The sequence below is a fragment of the Streptococcus sp. DTU_2020_1000888_1_SI_GRL_NUU_041A genome, assembly GCF_032387735.1.
GTDB lineage: Bacteria > Bacillota > Bacilli > Lactobacillales > Streptococcaceae > Streptococcus > Streptococcus sanguinis.
The window spans coordinates 1,520,457-1,545,420 of record NZ_CP135591.1 but is presented as its reverse complement, the minus strand read 5'-3'; the positions used below and the strand labels follow the sequence as shown (position 1 = coordinate 1,545,420).

Sequence of the window (24,964 nt, the reverse complement as noted above, 5' to 3'; positions counted from 1 at the left end):
TAACACTTTGTTTGAAAGAAGGCTGACAAATTATCCATGAAAAATCCCTAGAATAGACGCTGTCTCATCAGACAATGGAATAAGCAATTAAATAACAAGTTATACAAAAAGTTATACAACAAATTTCACTTGGGGAAGGGGTTTCCTCTGACTTGTCCCTTTAGAGCAGGTTTTTTCATTATCCCTTACACTAAAGGAGTAAATCAAAAGGAAAGGAGTTTTGCCTATGGCAAAACAACAGACAGAACTAATAGCAGATGATTTGATAGCTGACTCTCTTCAGGCTGAAAATTATCTGAAGCAGGGGAGAACTTGCCCTCTGGCAACTATACAGCTAGGGTTAGAAGATTGGCTCCATCATTATTTATATCGCTACCAAAAAGCCAGTCCAGATCTGCGTTTCAAAATCTTTCTTTATTCCAGTTTCTATGACAGAAAGATTGTTCATGATATAGAAAGGGGTGAAGTGAATGAATAATAATTGGTTGGAGGTGATCTATTACACCATCATCCAGCTGGCCAAAGTCAATTATTTCAACTTGCTGATTATCTTAGCTTTCTTAGGCTATCTTCTTTTCCAGGTGTTTAAATGGCAGCGACCATCTATCAGGAGAGGTTTGAAGCGGCTCAAAGAAGTGTATCAGGATAGAGTATTACTCAAGATAAGCATTGTCCAAAAATGGAGTCACTTTAAAGCGATTGTCACGGGGGAAGAGAAGCTTGACTGGAAAGCATTCTTGAACAGTATCTTAGCTTTTTTGAAACGCTTGGTGGAGATCATCCCAGCTTTTGCCTTCTTACTTTTTGGAAATCTGCTTTTTCGGATAGTCTACCGCTTGCCCTTTGTCAAACAGGAACGAAAGCGATTTGACAAAGAGATGAAGCCCATCTTGTATTTCAATAGCTATCGTAGCTTGGTTCTCATGGGGCTGGGTTTCAGCTTGATTGCTGTTATGATTACTAATTATGGAGTGACAGTTTTACGGGCTGCCATTCGCTATCTCTATTTTGCCGTGATGACTTTAAAAGACAATAGTCAAATGGTTGAATTTGATACAGAAAGTCTCCTAATCCAAAATCTCCTGAATGTACGGGTCTTTGTCCTAGCGCCTATTCTTGCTTTTCCGCTTTTAATTGTCGGTTTGATTATTGCCTGGAAATCTGCCTGGGTCAATTTCGAGCAATATCGCAGTTACAATAACAACGAGGAAGGAGATGACCGTTTTGCGACGATCAAAGAAATTCACCAACAGTATAAAAAGGTTCCTAATAAGACACAAACCTTTCCAGGTGAAGGAGGTGTGCCTGTTCTTCATGAAACCAGAAACAACTTGACAGGCCTCACACTAGGTTCTCAAATGCTTTGGCAAAATCGTAAGTTTAGCCGTCTTTTAACTAAATCTGAGCGAGTGTTAGGCATGCTCGCAACTCCATCTGGAGATTATTACATTGAAGATGCTACTACGAACATGTTAGGGGTTGGGATCACTCGTTCAGGTAAAGGGGAAGGGCATATCGCCGTTACGATGGATATTAACAGTCGAGCTGCTATTCAGCCATCAATGATTATTGCTGATCCGAAAGGGGAGCACTATCAGTCCTCGTATAAGACGATGCGCCGCCGTGGCTATAATGTCAATGTCTTGTCCTTCCAAAATATGGATTGGTCGATGTCCTATAATCCCTTGGCTTTAGCGATTTCGGCTGCTAGAAAGGGTTACTATGAGAAAACCCAAACCCGTGTCAATGCAGTAGCTGAAGCGATTTACCGCAAGACCAAACCAGGTATGGGAAATGGCAACGCTAAATATTGGGAAGATACCTCTATCTCTCTTTTCAATGCCATTGCAATGGCGTTGATTGATCGGGCCAGTGAAACTTTTAAAAATGGTGAGTCTGATGCCTGGGATACGGTAACAGTCAGAAATGTGGCTAAATTCCTGACAGACTTAGGTTCTGAGGAAGTCTTTGTGGATGATTTGGGAGAGGTCATTGAAAACCCTGGTAAAGATCAGGCTGTAAAGAAAAAATCTAAAATTACGGTCTATTTCGATAACCTGAGAAGTATCAATCAACGGCAATTCTCTAAGTTTCGGGAAATGGCCGACCTCAACTTCAGGTCGTCCGATTTTGCGGCTGAAGAAACCAAGGGTAATGTTTACTCAAGCATGATGTCAGGGATTAACCTATTCTTACAAGACAACATTGCCAAATTGACTTCTAAAAATTCTATTGACCTGGAGTCTGTCGGTTTTCCAAGGCGCTTATCCGTCAAATTTCGATCTAGCACAGCCAGCACAATGTCTAATAAGTTTGCACATCAAACGGCCAAGGTCTCCATCTCTTCAGCGGATGGGAAGGTCATGTACGTGAAGGAAGCAGCGGCTATGGTTGATGGGGAAGGATATTTAACTTATGCTATTGAACCTAAACTGCCTGATCAGTTCTTAGTTACGATTGACTTCAATCATCTTGATCGTGAGGTTTACCGTTTCTCAGCTGAAAAAGTCTACCGCAAAAAAGATAAGATTATCTATCTGGATGAGTACACCAAGAAACCAGTCTTGGACTCAATCAAGGTGGCAGTTCTTGATAAACAAGCGGGGCACTTGCTTCAGGAAGAGGATATTGAGCTGGTTTATTCTGACAGTCCAACCATTATCTACCTGGTGACACCACCTAATCGGGCTGAATATAACGGCATCGTATCACTCTTTCTTGACCAGCTTTTTAATGCTAATTATGAGCTGGCTTTGTCAGCTGGGAGAAAATGTGTGAACCGCATCCTCCATATTTTGGATGAGTTCACGAACAACCCAGCCATCCCCCATATGGATAAGAAAATCTCCATCTGTTTGGGACAGAATATTTTGTACTATTTATGGATCCAAAACTTGGAACAGCTGGATAATGAATACGGAGAGAAAACAGCTACAACGATTAAAGAGAACTGTTCTTTAACGATTTATATCAAATCAACCAAACCTGCTACCAATGAATACTTCAGTAAAGAGATTGGCTATCGCACGATTACCAAGCGGCGCCGCTCCAGCAATATCTTAGATGAAGCTAATCCAAATGTGGCGATTGAAAATCCACGTCAGGAATTGCTGACGCCAACTCAGCTAGCCAAGCTCCAAGAGGGAGAAGCGGTCATTCTGCGTGGAGTCAAAGGACGGGATAATGCAGGTCGTAAAGTGACAACAGATCCAATCTTCTTGCACGAAAAGACCAGTCTTCCGTATCGATACATGTTCCTTCAGGAAGAGTTTGACCAGTCTATGACTTTTGCGGATATTCCAGTGGAAAGTCCGCACCGCAATCTTGACCTACAAGAAATAGCTGTAGGAGCTCAGAGGAGCTTTGATAATATCATTGACTGGCGGAGAGCACTAAGCAATCGGATTGGCTCAAACAGCGGGGAAACAGCCAAATTAGCGACTCGCTATCAAAAAGGGAAGCCGTCTCCTAACCAGCAATTCTCCTCTCCAGCTGAAATGATTGCGGCTGCAGCTGAAGAAATTCTCTATGACGGCTATCAGTATGAGGATATGGATGAATATGAGGATCTGTTTGCAGATGATGTGATGTAAGATGAGGTACAAAGAATTGTATAATAAGTTATATACCTTTTGCATTAATAAGATATATCTGCTATAATAAACTCAATAAAAGATAGGAGAAGTACTCATGAAAATGAAAAAGATATTTGGTGTTATGTTGCTAGGTTTCATGGCTGTGCTCCTTGTGGCCTGCGGCCAAAAATCCGCTGAAGATATTATGAAAACAGAATTGAAGGATAGTTACACTGGATACTCAAAAGAAGCTGGTTATGAATATCCTTTCTCAGCTGGCGGAGATACGTTGAAATTTGATAAGAAAAATCATGTTATTACTAACGGAGCTAATAATGAGAATAAGTTTCAAGTTCTTTCGGAAAAACAAGTAAAAGAATTGCCTTCCTCGTTTAAAGGTGCTTTAGATGAATTGGAAAACGAGCTAAAAGGTACAGATAATTTCACGATTGCAGTTGGGGAATTTGATAAGTTTGAAGATAAAGCTTTTTATCAAATTGTTCTCACGGATAGTGGGAAAACAATTCGCATAATTGAATTACGTCGAGGATATAAAGACGGAAATGCATTTTATGATTTCACTGGGAAAGCTGACTAGTTGTGTTATAAAAAGGAAGTCTCGATTTTGAGGCTTCCTTTTTTTGCGGTGACTTGTCCTCTTAGAGCGGGTATCTTGATTATCTTTTATGATAAAGGTATCTAAAAAAGAAAGTAGGTGCCTTTATTGAATTACCAAACTTTTTCTGATCTCATGAAGGAGATTGGAAGTACTGACGGTGATCTTAGCGGTGATAAAGCAGAAAAATTGGCTCAGTTTTATTCTTACTGGAGTAATTACCTGGAGCCTACCCCTGCTTTTATGGCTTTTATAGCTTATATTCCAGGAGGGATTGGTAAAGCCTTATATCAAATTACAGCTAGCTTAGAACATGTCTTTAATAACATGTTCAAACTCTTTGGCCTCTTTGGTTATTTGGGAGATTCTAACACAATTATTGGCCAGTTTTTCCGAGGCTTCCAGGTGCTGGGGACTGTGGTGTTTAGCTTAATTTTGGTTGTATCAGCTATAACTGGAGTCTTTACAAAGCCTGTTAAATACAAAGGAGTTATCACCAATTTTCTTTTGGTGACATTTGTTACAGCTGTAATGCCGCTAGCCTTGACCTCGATAGCTACTGTTGTTGCGCAAGATGCGATGTCTGTTCAGACTGTTTCTAGTGAAGCACCAAAAGGAAGTGAACAATATTCTTCTCTAGCAATACAACCCATGAAAAATAACGTAGTGGATTTGAAAGTCTTGATTGATAATGACTTTTCAACGGAGCTCTTCCCTATGGACTCTTATGGTTATATCAAACCTGTTAAGAAAGGATCAACTCCTGTCAATAATATTACAGACAGCACAGACAAACGAGACACATCTGATTTTGCGACTCGGATTGATTTTGGAGCTACATACGGAGCTACTAATAGCGAGTTGCTAAAACAAGTACAAGAACGATACAAGAAAAAATTTGGCTATGAAGGAATTAAAGGATTATTCCTTCATAAGTTAGATTCTGAGCAAGTAGGAGTCGAAACAATCACAGAACATAGATTTGCTAAAGGTTTAAATGCCTTTGAGTCAGTCTACCTGCGCTATAAGGTCAACTGGATTGGAATGTATATGCAATATATCATTTTAATCATCCTCTTGGTGAGTATGTCGATAAAGTTTGTAAAGTCAGTCTTTGACATCGTCATTGAAGCAATGATCTCGCCAATTCAGGGGTATTCATCCCTTTCAAATTCTAAGAAGTATAAAGAGCTGCTTCGGACAATCGATGGAGCCTTCGCTGGTATCTTCTTTGAAGTTGTCATCATGCGTGTGACGCTGGAGATCTGTCGTGACCTTCCTACCCTATCTGTTTCTGCTATTACCAAACTATCAGGTGGTTTCTTCGATGGCTTAAATATGTGGGAACAATGTTTGGCTGCTGGGCTTGTCTATATCGGAGTCTTCTTTGCAGCTATGCAAGGAGTGAGCATGATTGAACGCTGGCTGGGAGTCTCAACAGGTCACAGCGACACCGCACAACAACTTCTTGGAGCCATGATGATGGGGAATGCCTTTGCGACTGGTGCAGGTGCCCTAGCTCATGGAGCGGTTGGCGCTGGTCAATTCGGTGTAGATATGGCTAAGAAAGTCCCAGGTGCCGTGGTGACAGGTAGTAAAGTTCTTGGCAATAGCCTGGCGGCGACAGGCGGTGGCTTGAGTGGTGTTGCTAATGCTGTGAGAGATCAAGGCATTTGGAATACAGCCAAAGGCGGTGTAAGTAATGCCGTAGATTTGGCGGATGCTATGGCCAAACAGGGAGCTGGCAAGGTTAAAGATTATATGGGCGGAGTGACGGATAATCTTGATCAGAAAGCCTCAAATGCTCAAAATGCAGTCTATAAGGGGCTGAAAAATGATGCCGTTGTCCCTGAGCCAGGATTTAGTCGAGATGGTGACTATACTTTGAACCCTTCAGGTCAATATGGTGGAGAACCGATCTTCTCAGATGATGCAAGCTCCCTTTCACCAAGTGGCGGAGTGACGGATCCGACGTTACCTCCAACTCCATCAGAAGAAGCATCATTTCAAGGAGTGAGTGATCCAACAACTCCTCCAAACCCCTCACCTGCGAAAAGCAACTTCCAGCAGTCTATGTCCCAGATGAACTATATGAGCCAACAGATGCAGCAGGCAGGCCAACGAATGCAAGGCCAAAGTCATATCAGAGGGGCAGAGATTGACGAAACAGAGGAGTAAGTGCCTATGATTGATCTCAAAGATAAAGTGGTGGTCATCACAGGAAGCTTGAGGCCACTGACTCGAAATGAAGCAGTAGCCTTTCTTACCGAGAGAGGAGCTATCGTTCAAGGGTATGTGTCCGCTCAAACACAAATTTTAGTAGCGGGCCATAAGCAACTGGATCTCTTTAAACCTGATCGCCACTCTAAGAAATACGAAGCCGTTTTAAAGAGGTTAGAGGAAGGGCAGGAGATTACCATTCTATCTGAAGAATCCTTCTTCACTATCGTGAAAGAGTCTCAGGAGTGAGGCTCTTTTTTTGCCTTCCTATTTGTCAGACAGTGTGTAATGAAATGTATAAAAAAATATATAACTTTATGGCTAATAAAAATCTATTCTCTTTCAGCTGGAAAAGAGTTTTTGCGGTGACTTGTCCCGTTAGAGCAAGCTTTTGAATTATACTTTACACTAGGATTATCAATGATAAAGGAGAAGAAAATATGAACGAAAAGTACGGTGTCCCTAGGGACATCTATGCGAAAGTCAAAATCATCGGACTGTTCATGGCAGATATTGTTTTTGTTGGCGGTTCAGCGGTTGTGGCTCTCTCTATTGGCACGAAGATATTTCCGACGAGCCAGTGGCCCCAGCTGTTAGCCTTTATTATCCTAACGCCTCTCATGTGTCTATATTTAGTTTTGCCAACCAACGGCGGAAAGAAGAATTGGCAGAGTATGTATCTTTTCTTCAGACGCCGTCGTAAACACTATACCAGTATCAATTACCAACGATCTAAAGAGGAGGAAAAACACTAATGGCAATAAAACATTACTCACCAGTTTCTCAAGAGAAACGGCCTTTGGGGCGTCAAATCCGCCAAGATAAGAAATTCAAACAGGAATACTTCGATCTTCACTCCTGCGTCGAGCTCCTGGATACCAAAAAGATTATTAATAATCATAAAGCTTACATTGAACTAGTGGACTTTGGCTATTTGCAGTTTTTGGAAATCCCAGGCAAAGACCTAGGCTCCCTGTCTTATGATGAAATCCGCCGTACCTTGGATAATTTTGAAAAGTGGCTGACAGATTTTAATACGGATATTCAGGTGGAAACCACAACACTTCCCACCAATACGGATACGCAGATTATGGATCTTAGGCATCATCTGAGTCAGGTTCGCCAGGAGAAAGCGAGGTTGCTTCCTGAAGAAAGACGTTACTTGCAATTGAAAGACCGTGAAGAATGGTTAATCTCCCAAATCCAAACCGAGGAAAACATCCAACAGGAAATCTACAATACAGAGTTTATACTCTGGCTCTTTGCTCCAACGACATCAGAACTTGATGAGTTAGTGCGTAAGGCTAAGACTTACGGGAATAATGACTTTGTTCCACAGGAAGTGACGAAGACAAAGAAAATCCAGATTATAAAGCAATTTAACAACATGAACGAAAAAGTATAGGAGGTTCTTATGCCAGAATTATCAAAACGCCGCCAACGTCAACTGAAAGCAGATGGCTATGACTTAGCCTTTCTCAGCCAAATCCAACCTCAAGGGAATATTGATTTTGCTAGAAATGACCGCTATTGGACGAGTGGAGACGGCTGCCATACCGTGCTTCATTTCTATGAATATCCGTCAGAAGACTTGGATCGGTTCTGGTTATCTGATCTCATGCTCATTCCTGGAACACAGGCTTTCCTTTCTATCTACCGAGAAAACAGTAAGGTCATTCGTCAAGAGATTACGGACTCCATCGAGGAGAAATCAACCCGTATTACTGGCAATAGTAAGCTTACGGATAACCAGAAAGAGTTAGATGAAATCAAGGACTTGCAGGAACTGAACCGTGAAATTACGAAGAAGAATATTTCTATACTGGGGATGTATGTGAGAATTTTTGTGCCCGCCTCAACGAAAGAAGGGCTCTTCCGCAAAGTTGAGGACATCAAGGATAAGACCTCTAACTTCAAATCAACCATCCTCTCAGGTGAATTAGACTTTGAATACCATGCTCCGTTTATTCCAGCTCAATATCAGATTGACCTTCCTAATCGTCGTCGAGGCATTCCTGTTAAGCCTCATGATCTGGCAGGTGGCTATTTCTTCAATCATACCAAATTGGAAGATCAGCGAGGCGTCTATCTCGGGTGGACGCCGACTCGAGGAGCTGTCAACTTTAACTTTTTAGAACGGGATGAGCGTCGAACCCGTTCCTTCATGATTATCTCTGGTAACCCTAAAATGGGCCAGCGCTCCTTCCTTCTCAAACATACTGATGGCCTGTATGCCAAAGGGAATTTTATTCGTAATTTTGATGCCAATGGCACGTTTCTCGATCAGACCCGTAAACAACACGGACTGATCTTAGATCTCTCAGGTGAGGCCAATCGGATCAATATCTTTCAGGTCTTCCCAACCGTAACGAATGAAGAAGGAACTGAGGTAGACAAGAAGAAATCATATAACTTGCATATTGAGAAGCTCAAGAATATTTTCAAGCTGTTAAACGATGAAGCTACTAGAGATGACTTGACTACTCTTGGCCAAATTTTAAACGAATTCTATATTGAGGAAGGTCTCTGGGCTCGTAATCCTACCCTGACCCCTGAAAAGCTGAAGGCAACTGAACTTGTCACGGATGAGTACCCTATTCTGTCTGACTTTGTGATGTATGTAGAAGACTATCAAGATAAGCTTCAGAGTAAAAAACATACCAATAAGATTGAACTAAGCTCTGTTAATCGTATTTACAATACTTTTAATGAGCTTCTGACAACCAATGCGGATATGTTTGAAGGGACAACCGAATTTCAGGATATTTCAAGAGAGCAGGTTGTGACCTTTGACCTGTCAGGACTCAAAGCCATGCCAAACTTGCTGAATGCGCAGATTTTCTCTGTTTTATCCCTGGTCTCGGCTGATATTGTTAACCACGGGAAACGATGCAAGCAGACCCTGAAGGCTTCACCTGATAAAAATGAGATGGATATGCCTCACTATATTGTTAATATTTCTGAAGCACAAACGCTCATAAATCCTAAGTATGAAAGCAGCGTAAAACTGCTGGCAGATATTATTGACTCGATGGGTGAGAACTTTGCTGGCGTGGTCTTGTCGGTAAATTCCCTTCGAGGCATCCTCTTTGAGTCAGGAAGTGCTACTTTTAAGGATCCGTATGTGACAGCAGTTCAACGTATCTTTGGATTGATGCAGTATCGAGTATTTGCTCAAACGGATGATACCAGTGTGCCGCTTTTGGCCAATGCGCTATCGGGATCTATGAACCAATCAGAATTGGAAACTTTACCACGACTAAGAAAAGGCCAGCTGTTCATGAATATCTCCAGTGTAGGAAATATTGTCTTTAACCAGCAGTTGTTAGCCCCTGAAATAGAACGCTATGGCGGGCTCCAGTAATCAGAAAGGAAGAAAGAATGTCACGCAAAAACGATGGATTAGGATTTTTTGGACGTAAGAAGCAAGCGTTTGATGAATATGTGTTAATCAGAAAAACCAGAATGAAAGCGGAACGAGACTATTTCGCTTCTGAAGGAGATTCTGACCCTGAACGATTAGAGGCTCAGAAAGCCCGTGATCAGGAGTTTATCAATAGTCTCAAGAAGGTTGCGATTGGCTTTATTATCTTTTTGATTTTCTATGTTCTTTTAAAAACAGTCCTGGGTCTCTGGTAGAAAGAGAGGGAGTCTGTGAAGAAACTTTTTGTATGGAAAATCGGGCTCACGCTAGGAGCTTTTATCATCTTGGTGATGATGCTGACAAGTATATTGGCTGGAGTATTTGGTGCCGTGTCTCGCAGTAGCTCAAAAGATTGTAGCTCTAGCTCTGATACCCAGGTTACTTCTTCAGGTGAAATCCCTTCAGGGGATGGCTCGATTGATGATTTTGTTAAGAAGCATGAAGAAGCCTATATCAACTCCTGGAAAGCAGGTGGTTTCCTACCGTCTGCTTCTATCACTCAGACGATGATAGAAAATGGTTTTAACTTCTCCAATCCAAACGGTACCTCCTTTTGGATGGCTCACAATATGGGCGGAGTTAAAACCTCTAGTAAAAGTAATTTCCCAGTCACGCTTGCGACTTATGGGGAAGATAGTGTTGACTTAAGCGGTACCAAGCCAGGTGCCAACGTCGGAGATGGAACTGGCGGAGCTTATACTTGGTTTTCCAGCTATGATGCAGGGATTGTAGGGAAGGCAGAGTTCATGGCTCACCAGACCCTCTACACAGCCGCTATCAATAATACAGATGGAAAGAGTACCTTAACTGCGATTGCGGACGGTGGCTGGGCAACAGATGGCACTTATAAGACTAAACTGCTTGCTATGTATGATACTCTGGGTACGAAGTACAAGTGGCTGGATGACAAAGCTATTGCTGCTCACGGAACTAAACCCTATAAGGGCAGTACAACGACAGCTGCTTCAGAAGCTCCCAACACTTCTTCAGCTGAGGATAGCTCCAGCGATAGCGACACTGATTGCAGCGATGATGACAGTTCAGGTGGAGTATCTGATGGGACAGGAACTGTTCCAGGGGATGCAACAGCCTGGGGCTATAGTCCTGATAATCTTCCAGCTAGTCTGAAACAATACATCATCGATCCAAAAAGTTTTGGGATGGAATATGCTTCTTCTCAAGGCTGGTATGTGACAGGGTATGGGCCTAGCTTAGATGGCCAGTGTGTAAACTTAACTATTAGTTTAGGAAATCATCTTTGGGGCCACTCTGGATCTGTCTCAGGGAACGGGAAAGACCAGGCGTCATCTTGGGCCTCTATATTCGGAAATAGCGTCAAAACGACCCCTAAGAAGGGCGCTATCTTCTCTACTCAAAACGGAGGAGGCGGATATGGGCATACAGGTATCGTCTGCCATGTCTTTGAAGATGGTTCTATCCTGATTGTTGAACAAAACACGCCAATCAGTGGATGGGACTATTTCAAAAAGCCCTACACATGGGATTATCGGATTTGGAGTCCCGCCCAACAAAAGGCGGAGATTACGACCTTTGCTTATCCAGATAATAAGTCACCAAAATTAGTAAAATAGAAGGAAACAAGAATGAAGAAAAGGATTAAAGATAACATGGTATTCATCATTGCAACAGCTCTCTTAATCACTTCAGCTGGTGTCGGTATTTACCAATACCTGACCAAAGAAAAATCAAAAGAGGAGCCTAAAACAGAGCAGACAGAACCTTCAAAGAAGAAGGAAACAGTTTCTCCAGTCGAAGAGGAGACAGTGGATGAAAAGAACCATCGAACAGCTAAATTAAAGCTGGAACATCCCTATAGCCAAGCAGATGAGGTTCAAACGCAAGCAGTTGTTGTGGCTTTTGATGAGGCAGTGGCGGATATCCAAAAGGCTAAAACTCTTGCTGATGTAAAAGGGACGATTGAAAATCACCTCTCCATGACCGATAATGCTATGATACAAACCTTTGCGATGGCAATTTTAGTCAATCAATACACCTATCAAAAGGCAAAACTAGAAGTCAGCCCTTCAGAGAGTGACGATGTGGTTCAATTCTTGGTGGTGTTGACTAAAGAGAATGAAGAGAATTGTTATTTTATTGGAAACTTCAATACCACAGTCAATCAAATCCAATTGAAAGCCTACATTGGCGGGAATATCGGAGCGACATTTGGCTAAGTTCTGACGTAAGAAAATAGATAACAAAACGAACAATTAAGTATATAATAAAATACATAATAAGTTATATAACTTATTGTGTATTTTTCGTTGACGATTCCTTTGTGTAGTGGTATAATAGAAGTATAGAAAGGTATATGTTTATAATTATAATGCAAGGAGAAGTTAGATGAAAATTATTACATTTGCAGCTATAAAGGGAGGAGCAGGGAAAACAACTGCGTTATTGATGATGGCTGCTGAGTTAGCAGAACAAGGTTATAAAGTCCTGGCAGCTGATGAAGACCATCAGTGTAATCTTACACATTATTTTAATATTTATCCTACAAAAGGTACTATTGCTAATGTATATATGGGTGGAGAAGTAGACATTATATCTGTAGCACCTAATATTGATTTAATTCCAGGATTTATGAGATTGGACGAAATTGAAAGAAAGTTAGAAACTGATCCTAATAAAAATGTTTATTTTTATGACTGGTTAGATGCTAACTATCAAGCTATGAACCTAGATGAATATGATTATCTCTTAATCGACTGCCGCCCAGATTTTGGTACTGCAACAAAGAATGCAATAGCGGTTAGCCATGCGGTTATTTGTCCGGTGATTCCAAGTGATTTTTCTGAGGAAGGGAAGGAGAATCTTAAATTAAGATTAGAGGCTTATCGTAAAGAAGAGATTGTTCGTCCAAGTCGTGAGTCTCTTATTACAGCTAAACTTTTTTTCCTTCCAAATATGATTAGTAGTAAGATTAAATCAAAAGAGTTGATGGCAGGTCTGGCTGAAGAAGATAATGTTTTAAGTCCAATTCCACAAAAAGAATTATTTAATCAAACTACAAAAGATAATACAATTATTGATATGAAGAACAATCCTAGAATTTACAAAAAGCATCAGGCTTTCTTTGATGTACTTCAAAATAGTTTAGATTCAATTATTGAAACTATGAATCAATTAGCTTAAAGATTTATTTATAGAATATTTAAAGAGGAGAGATTAATAATGGCATTTAATCCAAATAAAGATAAGTTAAAACAATCCCTGAATGAAGCCCTTTCTCAGTCCGTGACACCCCCAAAAAGCAACCGCACCTCTAAAAAGGCTGCGTCTAACTATAACAAGAAAGGCCGCTATCCTTTTTCCTTACACCATGATGTCCGCTATGACAAGCTGGAGGAGTTGGTGGAATACCATCAAGCTAAATCAGCTTCAGATTATTTAGAAAATCTGATCATTCGGGAGTGGGAAAGGATGCAGCGAAAGCTTAAAAAGTAAGGAGATAAGCTTATGATTATCCTGAATATGAAAAACTTAGTTCGACTGTTCTTCATCTTTCTGGCAGCGGTGGCTGTCTTTGTCTTTTATAAGTCCTATGGCTTAAGCATGCTGTTCTTGCTGGTTGTAGGGCTACTGGCTCTGAAGTTTGTACCAGTCTTGGTTCTTCCTATTGCCATTATTGTTATAATGGTTCATTTTACAGGGGACTTCTCCTTTATAGCAGACTCCATTGTAGCTATTTTCCTAGTCATCCCCTGCTCAATGATTGCTTATCCAGTCTTTGAACGTCTGGTGAACTCTATCCAGAAGAAAAAATAAGAAAATGAGCTTCATTCCAAAGTGAGGCTCTTTTTTATTTAAGGTCTATTAGTTGAAAAAAGAGGTAAAAATTGATTAAAATAGATTTTAATTTAACTTTCAAGGAGAGTGTTAATGACTGTTTTTGATGAAAGAGAATTAAAGGATCAATTATTTGCGCAAAATGCGAAAGATGTTTATGAGAGCATCGTTCAGTACGATGAAGAGATGGTTCCCATCATGAAAGCCAGAGGTTATACCTGTATTCACTCAATGGAGCGGACGGTTGCCTTTACTTTTGGAGAAATAACCTTCAGACGTCGCCGTTGGAAGAAAGGGGGTGAGTGGGTTGTGCCTGTCGATGAGAAGCTAGGCTTGTCTAAGAACACTCGCTTCTCCTGGGAGTTTATGTACCAGGTGGCCTGCCTCTCTACCATGATGCCTTATGATAAGGTCATCCAGGTTATTCAGTTGACTTATCATATCCGTATCACCAAGCCGATTGTTGTGAAGGCTGTCAAACTTTGCGATGAACTTCTGAAGGAGAAAGCAACTTATCGCTTTTATGGAGATGAAGAGGCTCAAGAAAAGCAGCCTGTCGATGTGATTTATATTGAAGGAGATGGGGTGATGGTGAAAGCGAGTGATCAGGAAGATCCTAGTCGAAACTATGATCTCTCTCATTTTGTCATTCACACGGGAAGCAAAAAGGTAGGAAGTAACCGCTTTGAACTTCAAGGGAAAAAAGAGTTTATCTCCTTAGATAATCGATTGACGAGAGATCAAGTGCTAGACTACCTCTATAACCACTTTGACATCAAGGAAGAAACTATCCTGATTACCAATTCGGACGGCGGTCATGGTTATACACCCTATATCTTTAAAGAGATAGCCAAAGCCCTAAAGGTAAAACGTCATGAGCACTTCTGGGACGCTTACCATGTCAACCAGAAGCTGAAGCTTGCTTTTAGGCCTTATGCAGAAGAACTCCTGGATTTAGCTTTCCAGGCGATCAAGCAGCACGACAAAGAAAAGCTGCGGACTGTCCTTGATACGACAGAGGGCTTACTGTCTACAGAAGAGGAGGAAGAAGAGTTTGAACACTTTAAAAATAAACTCCTACAAAATTTTCAATACACCAAACCAGCTAATTTAAGAGGACTTAGTTCTTCAGGAATTGGGGTTATGGAAAGCCAGCACAGAAAAGTCACCTATCGCATGAAAAAGCGTGGTATGTACTGGACGGTACTTGGCGCCCAGACCATGAGCCAAATGATTATTCTGAATTATGAGGATGGCTTGCGTGAGCTTTTCTTTGGTTGTTGGCGAGAGGAATATGAGGAAATGATAGAACTTGATGATATAACTGGAGGGACAATCAAGGTTAAACAAAATAAGGTAAAACGTTGCTATCGCTTGCCTAATTTTCGTTATCCTTCTAAACGTCGTCTTGGGAAAAAGTAAGTTATACAATAAAGTATATAATAAGTTATATAATAGTCGCTTTTTCAAAAAAGTGTTTTTTCTGCTGTTTTTTTACAGAAAACACTTGCATAGTGGGTACTTGTGTGCTATAATACTTATTAAATAAATCGAATAAAAAAAGACGAAAGGTGCGTCAACACCTTCCGCCTTACCGAGTAAGAACTCGTCCTTCTTACTCAGTCTTCATCTAATGATACAGGATAAAGTCCATTCTGTCAAGACTGAGCAAGAAAAATGTTCAGTCTTTTTTTGCACTCCTCGGTCAAAGTTCTCCTTTCATATTACAAGAAATGGGCTTTCTAAAAAATTCTACCACATACAAGGTAGTGAAAAGGATGACATCCGCTTTCAAAAATGGTAGAATAAGGAGAATACATTAAGAGAGGAAACTCATATGAAAGGTATTATTCTTGCAGGTGGTTCTGGTACACGTTTGTACCCATTGACCCGCGCTGCGTCAAAACAGCTCATGCCGGTTTATGACAAACCCATGATTTATTATCCACTGTCAACTCTTATGCTGGCTGGTATCAAGGACATCTTGATTATCTCCACTCCGACGGATCTGCCTCGTTTTGAGGATCTGCTGGGAGATGGCTCTGAGTTTGGTATCAAGCTCTCTTATGCAGAGCAGCCAAGTCCGGACGGGCTGGCACAAGCCTTTATCATTGGGGCTGATTTCATTGGAGATGACCGCGTGGCGCTGATTCTTGGGGATAATATTTACCATGGACCAGGTCTGAGTAAAATGCTCCAAAATGCTGCTGCTAAGGAAAAAGGAGCAACTGTTTTTGGCTACCATGTCAAGGATCCAGAACGCTTTGGTGTAGTAGAATTTGATGAGAATATGAATGCTATTTCCATCGAAGAAAAACCAGAACAGCCGCGCTCTAACTATGCAGTGACAGGACTCTATTTCTATGATAACGATGTTGTAGAAATTGCCAAGAACATCAAACCAAGTCCTCGCGGAGAACTGGAAATCACTGACGTTAACAAGGCTTACTTGGAACGTGGCGATTTGTCTGTTGAGCTTATGGGACGTGGTTTTGCTTGGTTGGATACAGGTACCCACGAAAGTCTCTTAGAGGCAGCTCAATATATCGAAACAGTTCAGCGTATGCAGAACGTTCAGGTGGCGAATCTGGAAGAAATTGCCTATCGTATGGGTTATATCACTAAAGAGCAAGTGCATGAATTGGCGCAGCCATTGAAAAAGAATGAGTACGGTCACTATCTCTTGCGCTTGATTGGAGAAGAATAAGAAGATGACGGAACAATTTTTTGATAAGGAATTAGCAGCGCGTGAGGTTCCTGGAATTCCTGGAATGCTGGAGTTTGATATCCCTGTTCGTGGGGACAATCGAGGCTGGTTTAAGGAGAATTTCCAAAAGGAAAAAATGCTGCCGCTAGGCTTCCCTGAAAGCTTCTTTGCAGAAAGGAAACTGCAAAATAATGTCAGCTTTTCTCGTAAAAATGTCCTGCGTGGTCTTCATGCTGAACCATGGGATAAGTACATCTCTGTTGCAGATGGTGGCAAGGTGCTGGGAACTTGGGTAGACCTGCGTGAAGGTGAGACCTTTGGCAATACCTACCAGACAGTAATCGATGCTAGCAAGGGTATTTTTGTGCCACGTGGCGTCGCCAACGGCTTCCAAGTCCTTTCTGACACCGTTTCCTATAGCTATCTGGTAAATGACTACTGGGCTCTGGAACTCAAACCTAAGTATGCCTTTGTCAACTATGCAGACCCAGCTTTAGGCATCCAGTGGGAAAACCTAGAAGCAGCAGAAGTCTCAGAAGCAGACAAGAACCATCCACTACTTAAGGATGTCAAACCTCTAAGAAAAGAAGATTTGTAAGAAGAGTGAATAGAACAAGTGTTTGAATATATTATCTATTTCTTGCTGATTATATTCTATTTTCTTATTTCTCTAGGACCATTAGGATTCATTCTGATGATGGTTCTCCTCTTTTTGTTTATTTTCTTAGCCCTTTATATAATTTCAAAATTACTATTTTTTACGAAACAAATAATACCTTATTTTGTTTTCTTATGGAGAAAAAATAAATCAATGACAGAATACAAAAAAATTATCGTGACAGGTGGAGCTGGTTTTATTGGTTCTAACTTTGTCCATTATGTTTATAATAACTTTCCAGATGTCCATGTGACAGTGCTGGACAAGCTGACTTACGCTGGTAATCGTGCCAATATTGAAGAAATTTTAGGCGACCGTGTTGAGCTGGTTGTTGGAGATATTGCTGATGCAGCCTTGGTTGATAAGCTGGCAGCTGAAGCTGATGCTATCGTTCACTATGCGGCAGAAAGTCACAATGATAACTCGCTCAATGACCCGAGTCCATTTATCCACACCAACTTCATCGGAACTTACACACTCTTGGAAGCAGCTCGTAAGTACGATATTCGTTTCCACCATGTATCGACTGACGAAGTCTATGGGGACCTGCCTCTGCGTGAAGATTTGCCAGGACATGGAGAAGGCCCAGGTGAAAAATTTACTGCTGAAACCAAGTACAATCCAAGCTCGCCTTACTCATCAACCAAGGCAGCTTCAGACTTGATTGTTAAAGCTTGGGTGCGCTCATTTGGTGTCAAAGCGACGATTTCTAACTGTTCAAATAACTATGGTCCTTACCAGCACATTGAGAAGTTTATTCCGCGCCAGATCACCAATATCTTGAGCGGTATCAAGCCAAAACTCTACGGTGAAGGTAAAAACGTTCGTGACTGGATTCATACTAATGACCATTCATCAGGTGTTTGGACGATTTTGACCAAGGGACAAATCGGCGAAACTTACTTGATTGGTGCTGACGGTGAGAAGAACAACAAGGAAGTTCTGGAGCTGATTCTCAAGGAAATGGGACAGCCAGCAGATGCTTATGACCATGTGACAGACCGTGCCGGCCATGACCTCCGCTATGCCATTGATGCCAGTAAGCTCCGCGATGAGCTAGGATGGAAGCCAGAGTTCACCAACTTTGAAGCGGGTCTCAAAGAGACCATCAAGTGGTACACGGACAACCAAGACTGGTGGAAATCAGAAAAAGAAGCAGTCGAAGCCAACTATGCTAAGACTCAGGAAGTAATTAAATAAGAATAGGCTATCTATGATGAGCCTTGTAAAACTAGCGCTATGTGATTGAGAGGCTGGGATTATCTGTCCCAGCCTTTTCTCACAGGATTGTTAGCTTTTTAATATGTTTGTTACAGAAAATTATGCAAAAATAGTGTAAAATAAGATAAATCCTTGCTGTGTTTTTAGCTAAAGGGATTTTCTCAAATTAAAGGAATACAAACATGAAAATGGTAAAAAGAGTAGTGGGAATTGCTTTGCTGCTGTTGCTTGCGGCGGTGCTGTTTCTGGTCCCTGCATCTGTTAATCAAAGTGAACAATTAAAGAATGTTCAAGGCAGTGCTTCTTGGATGAGTATTATTGAGCCAGCTTTGAGCAACGCCAATGTGACGGCTCAGGGAGTCAGCACGGAAGTTTCTCTCAATAGCGTCCAGCTTAATCAGGTGCTCAAGTCTTCTCTGACTGACTCTGAGAATCAGGAGCTGCTGAACAGTGTTTACAGTATTGAAGGCAATAAGCTGCGCATCCAGTATCCAGTCAAATTGCTCTTCATTGGCAGTAAGCTGGACCTAGAGGTGGATGTGACGGTGAGGGATAATGTCTTGCACATCACAATTGATAGTGCCAAGCTAGGCTCTCTTCCTATCCCTAAATCTTGGGTGACAGGCATGCTGAAGCAACAAATGCAGGCCTCTAATTCATCTATCACAACGGAGGGAGATAGTTTCCTTCTAGCTCTGCCGCAGAGTCAATTCAGCATTAACAAAATCAGCTTCCAGAACGGCGCTGCGAAAATCCAGTTCAGCATGGGTTATGGAATCTAAAAAAGAAAACTTCATTTGAGGAAGAAGTCTTCCGAATCAAATGGAGTTTTTATACTATTATTTGAGCGATAGCATTGTGAGAGAGAAAAGATGCCTATTCCTAATATCCAGCAAGAGGGGCTGATTGTTATTGATAACAATCTACGTTTGCGGGCCTATGATGGCCATTTTGAGCTGGCCTTGGACTGGTACCAAGATCCAGATACGATTTATATGATTGATGGCAGAAGAGACCCCTATCCGCCGGAGCGAGTTCAAAGGATGTATGAGTATTTGGCTTTGCGAGGTGAAGTGTATTTTATTGAAGTATTGGAGCAGGAGTGTTGGTTGACTATTGGGGATGTGACCTTTTGGCAAGATGATTTGCCTATTATCATTGGAAATGCGGACTACCGTAGGAAAGGAGTTGGCAAGAAAGTTCTTTCTGCTTTGATGCAGCGCGCACGCAATCTAGACTATCAGAAACTAACAGTTCAAGAAATTTATGATTTCAATCAGCCCTCTCGCAGTCTATTTGAGTCGTTTGGTTTCTATCCAACTCATGCTAGGGAGAGAGGTAGGTCCTATACACTTGATTTGACCTTGCCCATAGCGCAGATCCAGCCCAGTCAGTTCTACCTTTCACGGGAAAAGCTGGACAGGATTAGCATTGATTTTGACCAACAAGAACTTGAAGCTTTACCTGTCAAGCGCATGGATGGAAAAGTTTTCTTTACTGATGGACATAGCAGAGCCTTTAAGGCATATCAGGCTGGCCTCTCTCATATCCCCATCTATTATGATAGGGATGAGCTTAACTGGGATTTTTATCAATACTGTGTTCAGGCTTGTCAAGAAAGAGGCGTCTTCTCAATAGCTGATTTACAGAACCGTATCTTGTCCAAGGAAGACTATCAAACCAATTGGCTTGATTGGTGTAAGAGAGAAGCTGGAAAATTTGATAAGAGCTGATATCGCGAAGCTCTTGTGTTATAATAGATAAAGGAAATCAATATATTAAATCAGAGGTAAGATAATGCTTTATGAATTTTGTGCGGAAAATGTAACCTTGTTAGAAAAGGCTATGAAGGCTGGAGCCCAGCGGATTGAGCTCTGTGATAATCTGGCTGTTGGTGGCACGACGCCCAGCTATGGCGTGATTCAAGCAGCAGTTGACTTAGCCAAGCTTTATGGTGCGACTGTGATGACCATGATTCGGCCACGGGGCGGTGATTTTGTTTACACTGATCTTGAAATTGAGATTATGCTGGCAGATATACAAAAAGCCAAGGAAGCCGGCAGTCAGGGAGTGGTTTTTGGTGCCTTGACGGAGAAGAACGAAATAGATGTTCTGAAGATGCAGCGCCTGCTAGAGGCTTGCAAGGGACTGGAAGTAGTCTTCCACATGGCTTTTGACTCAATCCCAGCTGAATACCAGTTTGGCGAAATGGACTGGCTGATTGAGAACGGTGTCCAGCGAATTCTGACCCACGGAGGACCTGCTAATGAGCCGATTGAGGAGCATTTTGCTTGGCTGGACGAATTAATCGAGCATGCTGCTGATCGGATTGATATCATGCCGGGCGGTGGTATTCATCTGGGCAATCGTCAGGAAGTTATAGACAGTCTGGCAGTAGACCAGCTGCATGGAACTAAAATTATATTTTAAGGAGGGGTAAGCTGCGTTAGCAGCGGCTAAGTAGATGTTGGAATTATTTGAAAAATACAAGGTTAATCTAGACAAGCTTCAGACTTACGGCTTTAAAGAGTCTGATGGAGCTTACCATTTCTCGCAGAAGATTATGAAGGGTGACTTCCGCTTGGAAGTAACTATTAGAGGTGGGAAGCTGGACTATCAGGTCTTTGACTGTGATACTGATGACGCCTATCTGCAGGTCAAGATGGAGCAGGTGACGGGTGAGTTTGTCGGTCAGGTTCGTGAAGCTTGTCAGGCAGCTCTGCTGGCTATCCGTCAGCACTGTTTTGACGAAGTTGGCTTTCTCTATGAGCAGAGTAAGCGACTGCGGGATCATGCAGCTGAGGTTTATCAGGGGCAAATAGAGTACCTCTGGGAGAAGTCGTCCAGAAAGAGCTCGACTAAGGCAGGGGTTTTCCGCCACCAGGATAGTAAAAAATGGTACGGAGCTTTTTTGACCACAGACTGGTCTAAGTTTGAAGCAGAGCGAAGCGGCGCTATTGAGGTGCTCAATGTTAAGAATGATCATGTGGCAGAGCTGATTCAGAAAAAGGGGATTTACCCGGCCTTTCACATGAATAAGAAATACTGGCTCAGTCTGCCCTTGGATGATAGACTGAGCGATCAGGAAATCTTTGATTTACTGGCTGTTAGTTACCAGCTGACCAGTAAAAAATAGAATCGAAGCACAGCGTTCCAATCCGCTGTGTTTCATTTTTCCTCAAAAAACAGTATAATAAAAAGACTAGTAAGAATAGGAGAAATTATGAACCTCATTAGAAAATTAGCCTGGTTTTTTAAGTTGGAAAAGCGGCGCTATATCATCGGTATTTTGGCCTTGTCCTTGGTCAGTGTCTTCAATCTGATACCGCCCAGAGTCATCGGTCAGGTTATTGACCGAATTGCTAGCAAACATCTGACTTCTCAAGAGCTGCTATTTAATTTGCTGTTGCTGATTGCTTCAGCTTTTATCATGTACGGCCTGCGCTATGTCTGGCGTCTTTATATCTTAGGGACGTCCAATAATCTGGGACGGATTCTGCGCTCTCGATTGTTCGAGCACTTTACTCACATGTCTCCCTCTTTTTATCAGAAATACCGAACAGGGGATTTGATGGCTCATGCAACAAACGATATCAATGCAGTTGTTAGTCTGGCTGGTGGTGGAGTCATGTCAGCTGTGGATGCTTCTATTACAGCTCTAGTGACCCTGCTGACTATGTTTTTCATTTTGGACTGGCGTCTGACCTTGATTGCCATTGTGCCCATGCCCTTCTTGTCATGGGGCACAGGCTTGATTGGTCGAAAAAATCATGAAAGTTTTAAGGCTGCTCAAGAGGCTTTTTCAGATTTGAACAATAAGGTACAGGAGAGTGTTTCAGGTATTCGAGTGACCAAGTCCTTTGGTTATCATGAAGCTGAGACTCAGTCTTTTGCTAAGACCAATCAAGAAGTCTACGAAAAAAATGTTTTGGCTGCCAAGTACGATTCTCTTTTTGACCCCTTGGTTTTGCTTTTTATCGGTCTTTCTTATGTTTTGACCTTGATTTTCGGTGGAATTTTTATCTCCCAAGGGCAGTTTACCATAGGAGAGTTGGTAACTTTTATCACTTATCTGGATATGCTGGTTTGGCCGCTGCAGGCTACAGGCTATCTTTTTAACATCGGCCAGCGAGGTGCTGTTTCTTATGAGCGGATTGAGAAACTGCTGGCTCAGGAGTCAGATGTCAAGGAAGCTGAACAACCCCTCTCTCATGCGGAAAATGGTCGATTGGATTATGACATTCAGAAATTTGCTTATGCAGAGGAGACTAGTTTATTGGATATTCATTTTTCCATTGATCAGGGACAGACACTGGGAATTGTCGGTCAGACGGGCTCAGGGAAGACTACTCTTCTGCGCTTGCTGCTGCGGGAGCAGGATATTCAGGAGGGGGCTATCTATCTGAATGGCCATGATATCCGAGACTACCGCCTCAAAGACTTGCGTCGTCTCATCGGCTATGTACCACAGGAACAGATGCTCTTTGCTCTGTCCATTCGGGACAATATCCGCTTTGCGAATCCCCAGCTGACAGATAGCCAGGTTCTAGCTGCTGCTAAACTATGCGGTGTGTATGAGGATATTCAGGCTATGCCAGAGGGGCTGGATACAGTTGTTGGTGAGCGGGGTTTGTCCTTATCTGGCGGGCAGAAGCAGCGCTTGGCGATGAGTCGGGCTATTATTACCAATCCTGAAATTCTGATTTTAGATGATTCCCTGTCGGCTGTTGATGCCAAGACGGAGCATCTGATTTTAGAAAATCTAAAGTCAGAGCGTGCTGGCAAGACAACCATTATCACAGCTCATCGGCTGTCAGCCTTGGTGCATGCAGACCTGATTTTGGTCATGGAAGAAGGACGTATCAAGGAGCGGGGCACCCACCAAGAGCTATTGGAGCAAGAGGGCTGGTATGCCCAGACATATCATAATCAGCAACTGGCAGAAAGCTTGAAGGAGGAAGATTAATATGAAAAAGAAAGCAACTTTTCATCGCCTCCTAGGCTATATGTGGCGCTACAGGATAGTGAGCAGCATGGCTTTGACCTTCATCCTGCTGACGACTCTGGTCACAACAGCATTGCCGCTCTTGGCCCGCTATTTTATTGATCAGTTTATTGGCCGCAATCAAACCTGGGCTGGCCTGCCTTTGCTGGCTCTTTACTATGGTCTTTTCCTCTTGCGGGTACTTTTTACCTTCTTGGGAAAGTATTTCTTTGCGCGTGTGGCTCAAAGTGTGGTTCGGGACTTGCGACAGGAAAGCTTTGCCAATATCCAGCGTCTGCAAATGGCTTATTTTGATAGGACGCCAGCTGGTGCTATCGTTTCCCGCCTGACTAATGATACTCAGGCAGTCGCAGATATGTTCAGTGAGATTTTTTCTAATTTTTTGAGCTCCTTGCTGATTTTAGTTGTTACTTTGAGCGCCATGTTTGCCCTCAACTGGCAATTGACCCTGATGATTGCTCTCTTTTTACCTCTGATGGCAGCTTCTATCTTGCTTTATCAGCATCTATCCAATCGTCAGCTGAAGCAGGTCCGGAATAAGCTCAGCGATTTGAATGTCAAGCTATCTGAAAGTATTGAAGGAATGCGGATTATTCAGGCTTTTGGGCAAGAGAAGCGCTTGCTGCGGGAATTTGAAGAAATCAACGGTCAGCATTTAGGCTTCACCAATCGCTATCTCAATATCAATAGTCTCTTTCTGAGGCCGGCCATGTCTCTTCTGAAAATCTTGGCTTATGGAGTGATTCTGACTTACTTTGGCCTGACTTGGCAAGTGGTGGGAATTACGGCAGGTATTATGTATGCCTTTATCCAGTATGTCAATCAACTTTTTAATCCTTTGATTGATGTTATGCAGAATTACTCTGTTTTACAGACATCTATGGTTGCTGCGGAGCGGGTTTTTGAAATCATGGATCGTACTGACTACGAGCCTGAGCAGGCTAACCAAGACTTGCAAATTCAGGATGGTAGCATCGAATTCAAGCATGTTTCCTTTTCTTATGATGGAAAGCGTGATGTTTTGCGGGATATCTCCTTTTCTGTCAAAAAAGGCCAGACGATTGCCTTTGTGGGCTCGACTGGCTCTGGCAAGTCCTCTATTATCAATCTTTTCCTGCGTTTTTATGAGTTTGAGCGGGGGCAGATTTTGATTGATGGCCGTGACATTAAAGACTTTAGTCAGGAGGAGCTGCGGCGAAAGATTGGTCTTGTTTTACAGGATCCCTTCCTTTATCACGGTACCGTTGCTTCCAATATTCAGCTTTACCAAGAGCAGCTGACGCGTGAAGAGATTATAGAAGCGGCTAAGTTTGTAGATGCTCATGGCTTTATCAGTCAGCTCCCTCAAGGCTATGATGCCCCTGTGACTGAGCGGGGAGCGACTTTTTCCAGCGGTCAACAGCAGCTTTTAGCCTTTGCCAGAACCATCGCTACTAAGCCTAAAATCTTGATTTTGGATGAGGCGACAGCCAATATTGATTCGGAGACAGAGGAGTTGATTCAAGCCTCACTGAGAAAAATGCGGCGGGGGCGGACAACCATTGCCATTGCCCACCGTCTGTCTACCATTCAGGATGCTGACTGCATCTATGTCTTAGATAAGGGGTGCATTATCGAATCCGGCAGCCACGAAGAATTGCTAGCTCAAGATGGCACCTATAAGAAAATGTACCAACTGCAGGCTGGAATGATGGAGTCTTGAAAAGCCTGATTATAAATGAAAGG

General features: G+C 42.3%; 24 protein-coding genes. All 24 read left to right on the top strand.

Annotation, left to right across the window (positions count from 1 at the left end):
• The first annotated feature begins 226 nt into the window (after positions 1 to 226).
• The 24 genes from RSK81_RS07560 (at position 227) to RSK81_RS07445 (ending at position 24,941) form a co-directional block, all read left to right on the top strand.
• Positions 227 to 478, top strand: a complete 252-nt coding sequence (locus RSK81_RS07560) for a hypothetical protein (protein ID WP_315686385.1) — start codon at positions 227 to 229, stop codon at positions 476 to 478.
• Complete coding sequence (locus RSK81_RS07555) at positions 471 to 3,593, top strand: VirD4-like conjugal transfer protein, CD1115 family (RefSeq protein ID WP_315686384.1); 3,123 nt, start codon at positions 471 to 473, stop codon at positions 3,591 to 3,593. Before RSK81_RS07560 ends, RSK81_RS07555 begins: the two co-directional genes overlap by 8 nt.
• A gap of 97 nt (positions 3,594 to 3,690) precedes the next feature.
• Positions 3,691 to 4,173, top strand: a complete 483-nt coding sequence (locus RSK81_RS07550) for a hypothetical protein (protein ID WP_008809716.1) — start codon at positions 3,691 to 3,693, stop codon at positions 4,171 to 4,173.
• Positions 4,174 to 4,299: 126 nt separating this feature from the next.
• Positions 4,300 to 6,369 carry a pLS20_p028 family conjugation system transmembrane protein gene (locus tag RSK81_RS07545; protein WP_410530919.1) on the top strand — a complete coding sequence of 690 codons (2,070 nt, stop codon included), beginning with the start codon at positions 4,300 to 4,302 and terminating at the stop codon, positions 6,367 to 6,369.
• Positions 6,370 to 6,375: 6 nt separating this feature from the next.
• On the top strand, positions 6,376 to 6,660 hold the full coding sequence (locus tag RSK81_RS07540) for a BRCT domain-containing protein (protein ID WP_315686382.1): 285 nt from the start codon (positions 6,376 to 6,378) through the stop codon (positions 6,658 to 6,660).
• 191 nt (positions 6,661 to 6,851) lie between these two features.
• Positions 6,852 to 7,166: a DUF5592 family protein gene (locus RSK81_RS07535; RefSeq protein WP_053794444.1), complete on the top strand. Its 315-nt coding sequence runs from the start codon at positions 6,852 to 6,854 to the stop codon at positions 7,164 to 7,166.
• A complete protein-coding gene (locus tag RSK81_RS07530) occupies positions 7,166 to 7,816 on the top strand; it encodes a hypothetical protein (RefSeq protein WP_008809712.1) in 651 nt (216 codons plus the stop codon). Before RSK81_RS07535 ends, RSK81_RS07530 begins: the two co-directional genes overlap by 1 nt.
• Before the next feature lie 9 nt (positions 7,817 to 7,825).
• Positions 7,826 to 9,775, top strand: a complete 1,950-nt coding sequence (locus RSK81_RS07525; protein ID WP_060971030.1) for a virulence factor — start codon at positions 7,826 to 7,828, stop codon at positions 9,773 to 9,775.
• A 17-nt stretch (positions 9,776 to 9,792) separates the two neighbouring features.
• Positions 9,793 to 10,050: a hypothetical protein gene (locus RSK81_RS07520; protein ID WP_060971031.1), complete on the top strand. Its 258-nt coding sequence runs from the start codon at positions 9,793 to 9,795 to the stop codon at positions 10,048 to 10,050.
• Positions 10,051 to 10,125: 75 nt separating this feature from the next.
• Complete coding sequence (locus RSK81_RS07515; protein WP_410530918.1) at positions 10,126 to 11,427, top strand: CHAP domain-containing protein; 1,302 nt, start codon at positions 10,126 to 10,128, stop codon at positions 11,425 to 11,427.
• A 12-nt stretch (positions 11,428 to 11,439) separates the two neighbouring features.
• The gene (locus RSK81_RS07510; RefSeq protein WP_136115670.1) at positions 11,440 to 12,030 is read left to right on the top strand and encodes a hypothetical protein; all 591 of its coding nucleotides are present in this window, start codon (positions 11,440 to 11,442) and stop codon (positions 12,028 to 12,030) included.
• 169 nt (positions 12,031 to 12,199) lie between these two features.
• Entirely contained in the window at positions 12,200 to 12,994 is a 795-nt protein-coding gene (locus RSK81_RS07505; protein ID WP_060971034.1) for a ParA family protein, read from the top strand.
• Positions 12,995 to 13,033: 39 nt separating this feature from the next.
• Positions 13,034 to 13,306, top strand: coding sequence for a hypothetical protein (locus RSK81_RS07500; RefSeq protein WP_225915774.1), 273 nt, complete (start codon positions 13,034 to 13,036; stop codon positions 13,304 to 13,306).
• 12 nt (positions 13,307 to 13,318) lie between these two features.
• Positions 13,319 to 13,627, top strand: a complete 309-nt coding sequence (locus RSK81_RS07495) for a hypothetical protein (protein ID WP_315686376.1) — start codon at positions 13,319 to 13,321, stop codon at positions 13,625 to 13,627.
• Between the two features lie 114 nt (positions 13,628 to 13,741).
• On the top strand, positions 13,742 to 15,070 hold the full coding sequence (locus RSK81_RS07490; protein ID WP_315686374.1) for an ISLre2 family transposase: 1,329 nt from the start codon (positions 13,742 to 13,744) through the stop codon (positions 15,068 to 15,070).
• Positions 15,071 to 15,485: 415 nt separating this feature from the next.
• Positions 15,486 to 16,355 (top strand): glucose-1-phosphate thymidylyltransferase RfbA, encoded by an 870-nt coding sequence (rfbA, locus tag RSK81_RS07485; protein ID WP_002913447.1) that lies wholly within the window; start codon positions 15,486 to 15,488, stop codon positions 16,353 to 16,355.
• Between the two features lie 4 nt (positions 16,356 to 16,359).
• Positions 16,360 to 16,953, top strand: a complete 594-nt coding sequence (locus tag RSK81_RS07480; RefSeq protein WP_315686372.1) for a dTDP-4-dehydrorhamnose 3,5-epimerase family protein — start codon at positions 16,360 to 16,362, stop codon at positions 16,951 to 16,953.
• A gap of 213 nt (positions 16,954 to 17,166) precedes the next feature.
• Entirely contained in the window at positions 17,167 to 18,213 is a 1,047-nt protein-coding gene (gene rfbB / locus RSK81_RS07475; protein ID WP_002909476.1) for a dTDP-glucose 4,6-dehydratase, read from the top strand.
• A gap of 203 nt (positions 18,214 to 18,416) precedes the next feature.
• Entirely contained in the window at positions 18,417 to 19,016 is a 600-nt protein-coding gene (locus RSK81_RS07470; RefSeq protein ID WP_125401980.1) for a hypothetical protein, read from the top strand.
• Positions 19,017 to 19,106: 90 nt separating this feature from the next.
• Complete coding sequence (locus RSK81_RS07465) at positions 19,107 to 19,967, top strand: GNAT family N-acetyltransferase (RefSeq protein ID WP_125401981.1); 861 nt, start codon at positions 19,107 to 19,109, stop codon at positions 19,965 to 19,967.
• A 64-nt stretch (positions 19,968 to 20,031) separates the two neighbouring features.
• Complete coding sequence (locus RSK81_RS07460) at positions 20,032 to 20,664, top strand: copper homeostasis protein CutC (protein ID WP_185755034.1); 633 nt, start codon at positions 20,032 to 20,034, stop codon at positions 20,662 to 20,664.
• 34 nt (positions 20,665 to 20,698) lie between these two features.
• A complete protein-coding gene (locus tag RSK81_RS07455) occupies positions 20,699 to 21,370 on the top strand; it encodes an MmcQ/YjbR family DNA-binding protein (protein WP_125401983.1) in 672 nt (223 codons plus the stop codon).
• 87 nt (positions 21,371 to 21,457) lie between these two features.
• Positions 21,458 to 23,200 (top strand): ABC transporter ATP-binding protein, encoded by a 1,743-nt coding sequence (locus RSK81_RS07450; protein ID WP_315686369.1) that lies wholly within the window; start codon positions 21,458 to 21,460, stop codon positions 23,198 to 23,200.
• A 1-nt stretch (position 23,201) separates the two neighbouring features.
• The gene (locus tag RSK81_RS07445) at positions 23,202 to 24,941 is read left to right on the top strand and encodes an ABC transporter ATP-binding protein (protein ID WP_315686367.1); all 1,740 of its coding nucleotides are present in this window, start codon (positions 23,202 to 23,204) and stop codon (positions 24,939 to 24,941) included.
• The last annotated feature ends 23 nt before the right edge of the window (positions 24,942 to 24,964 follow it).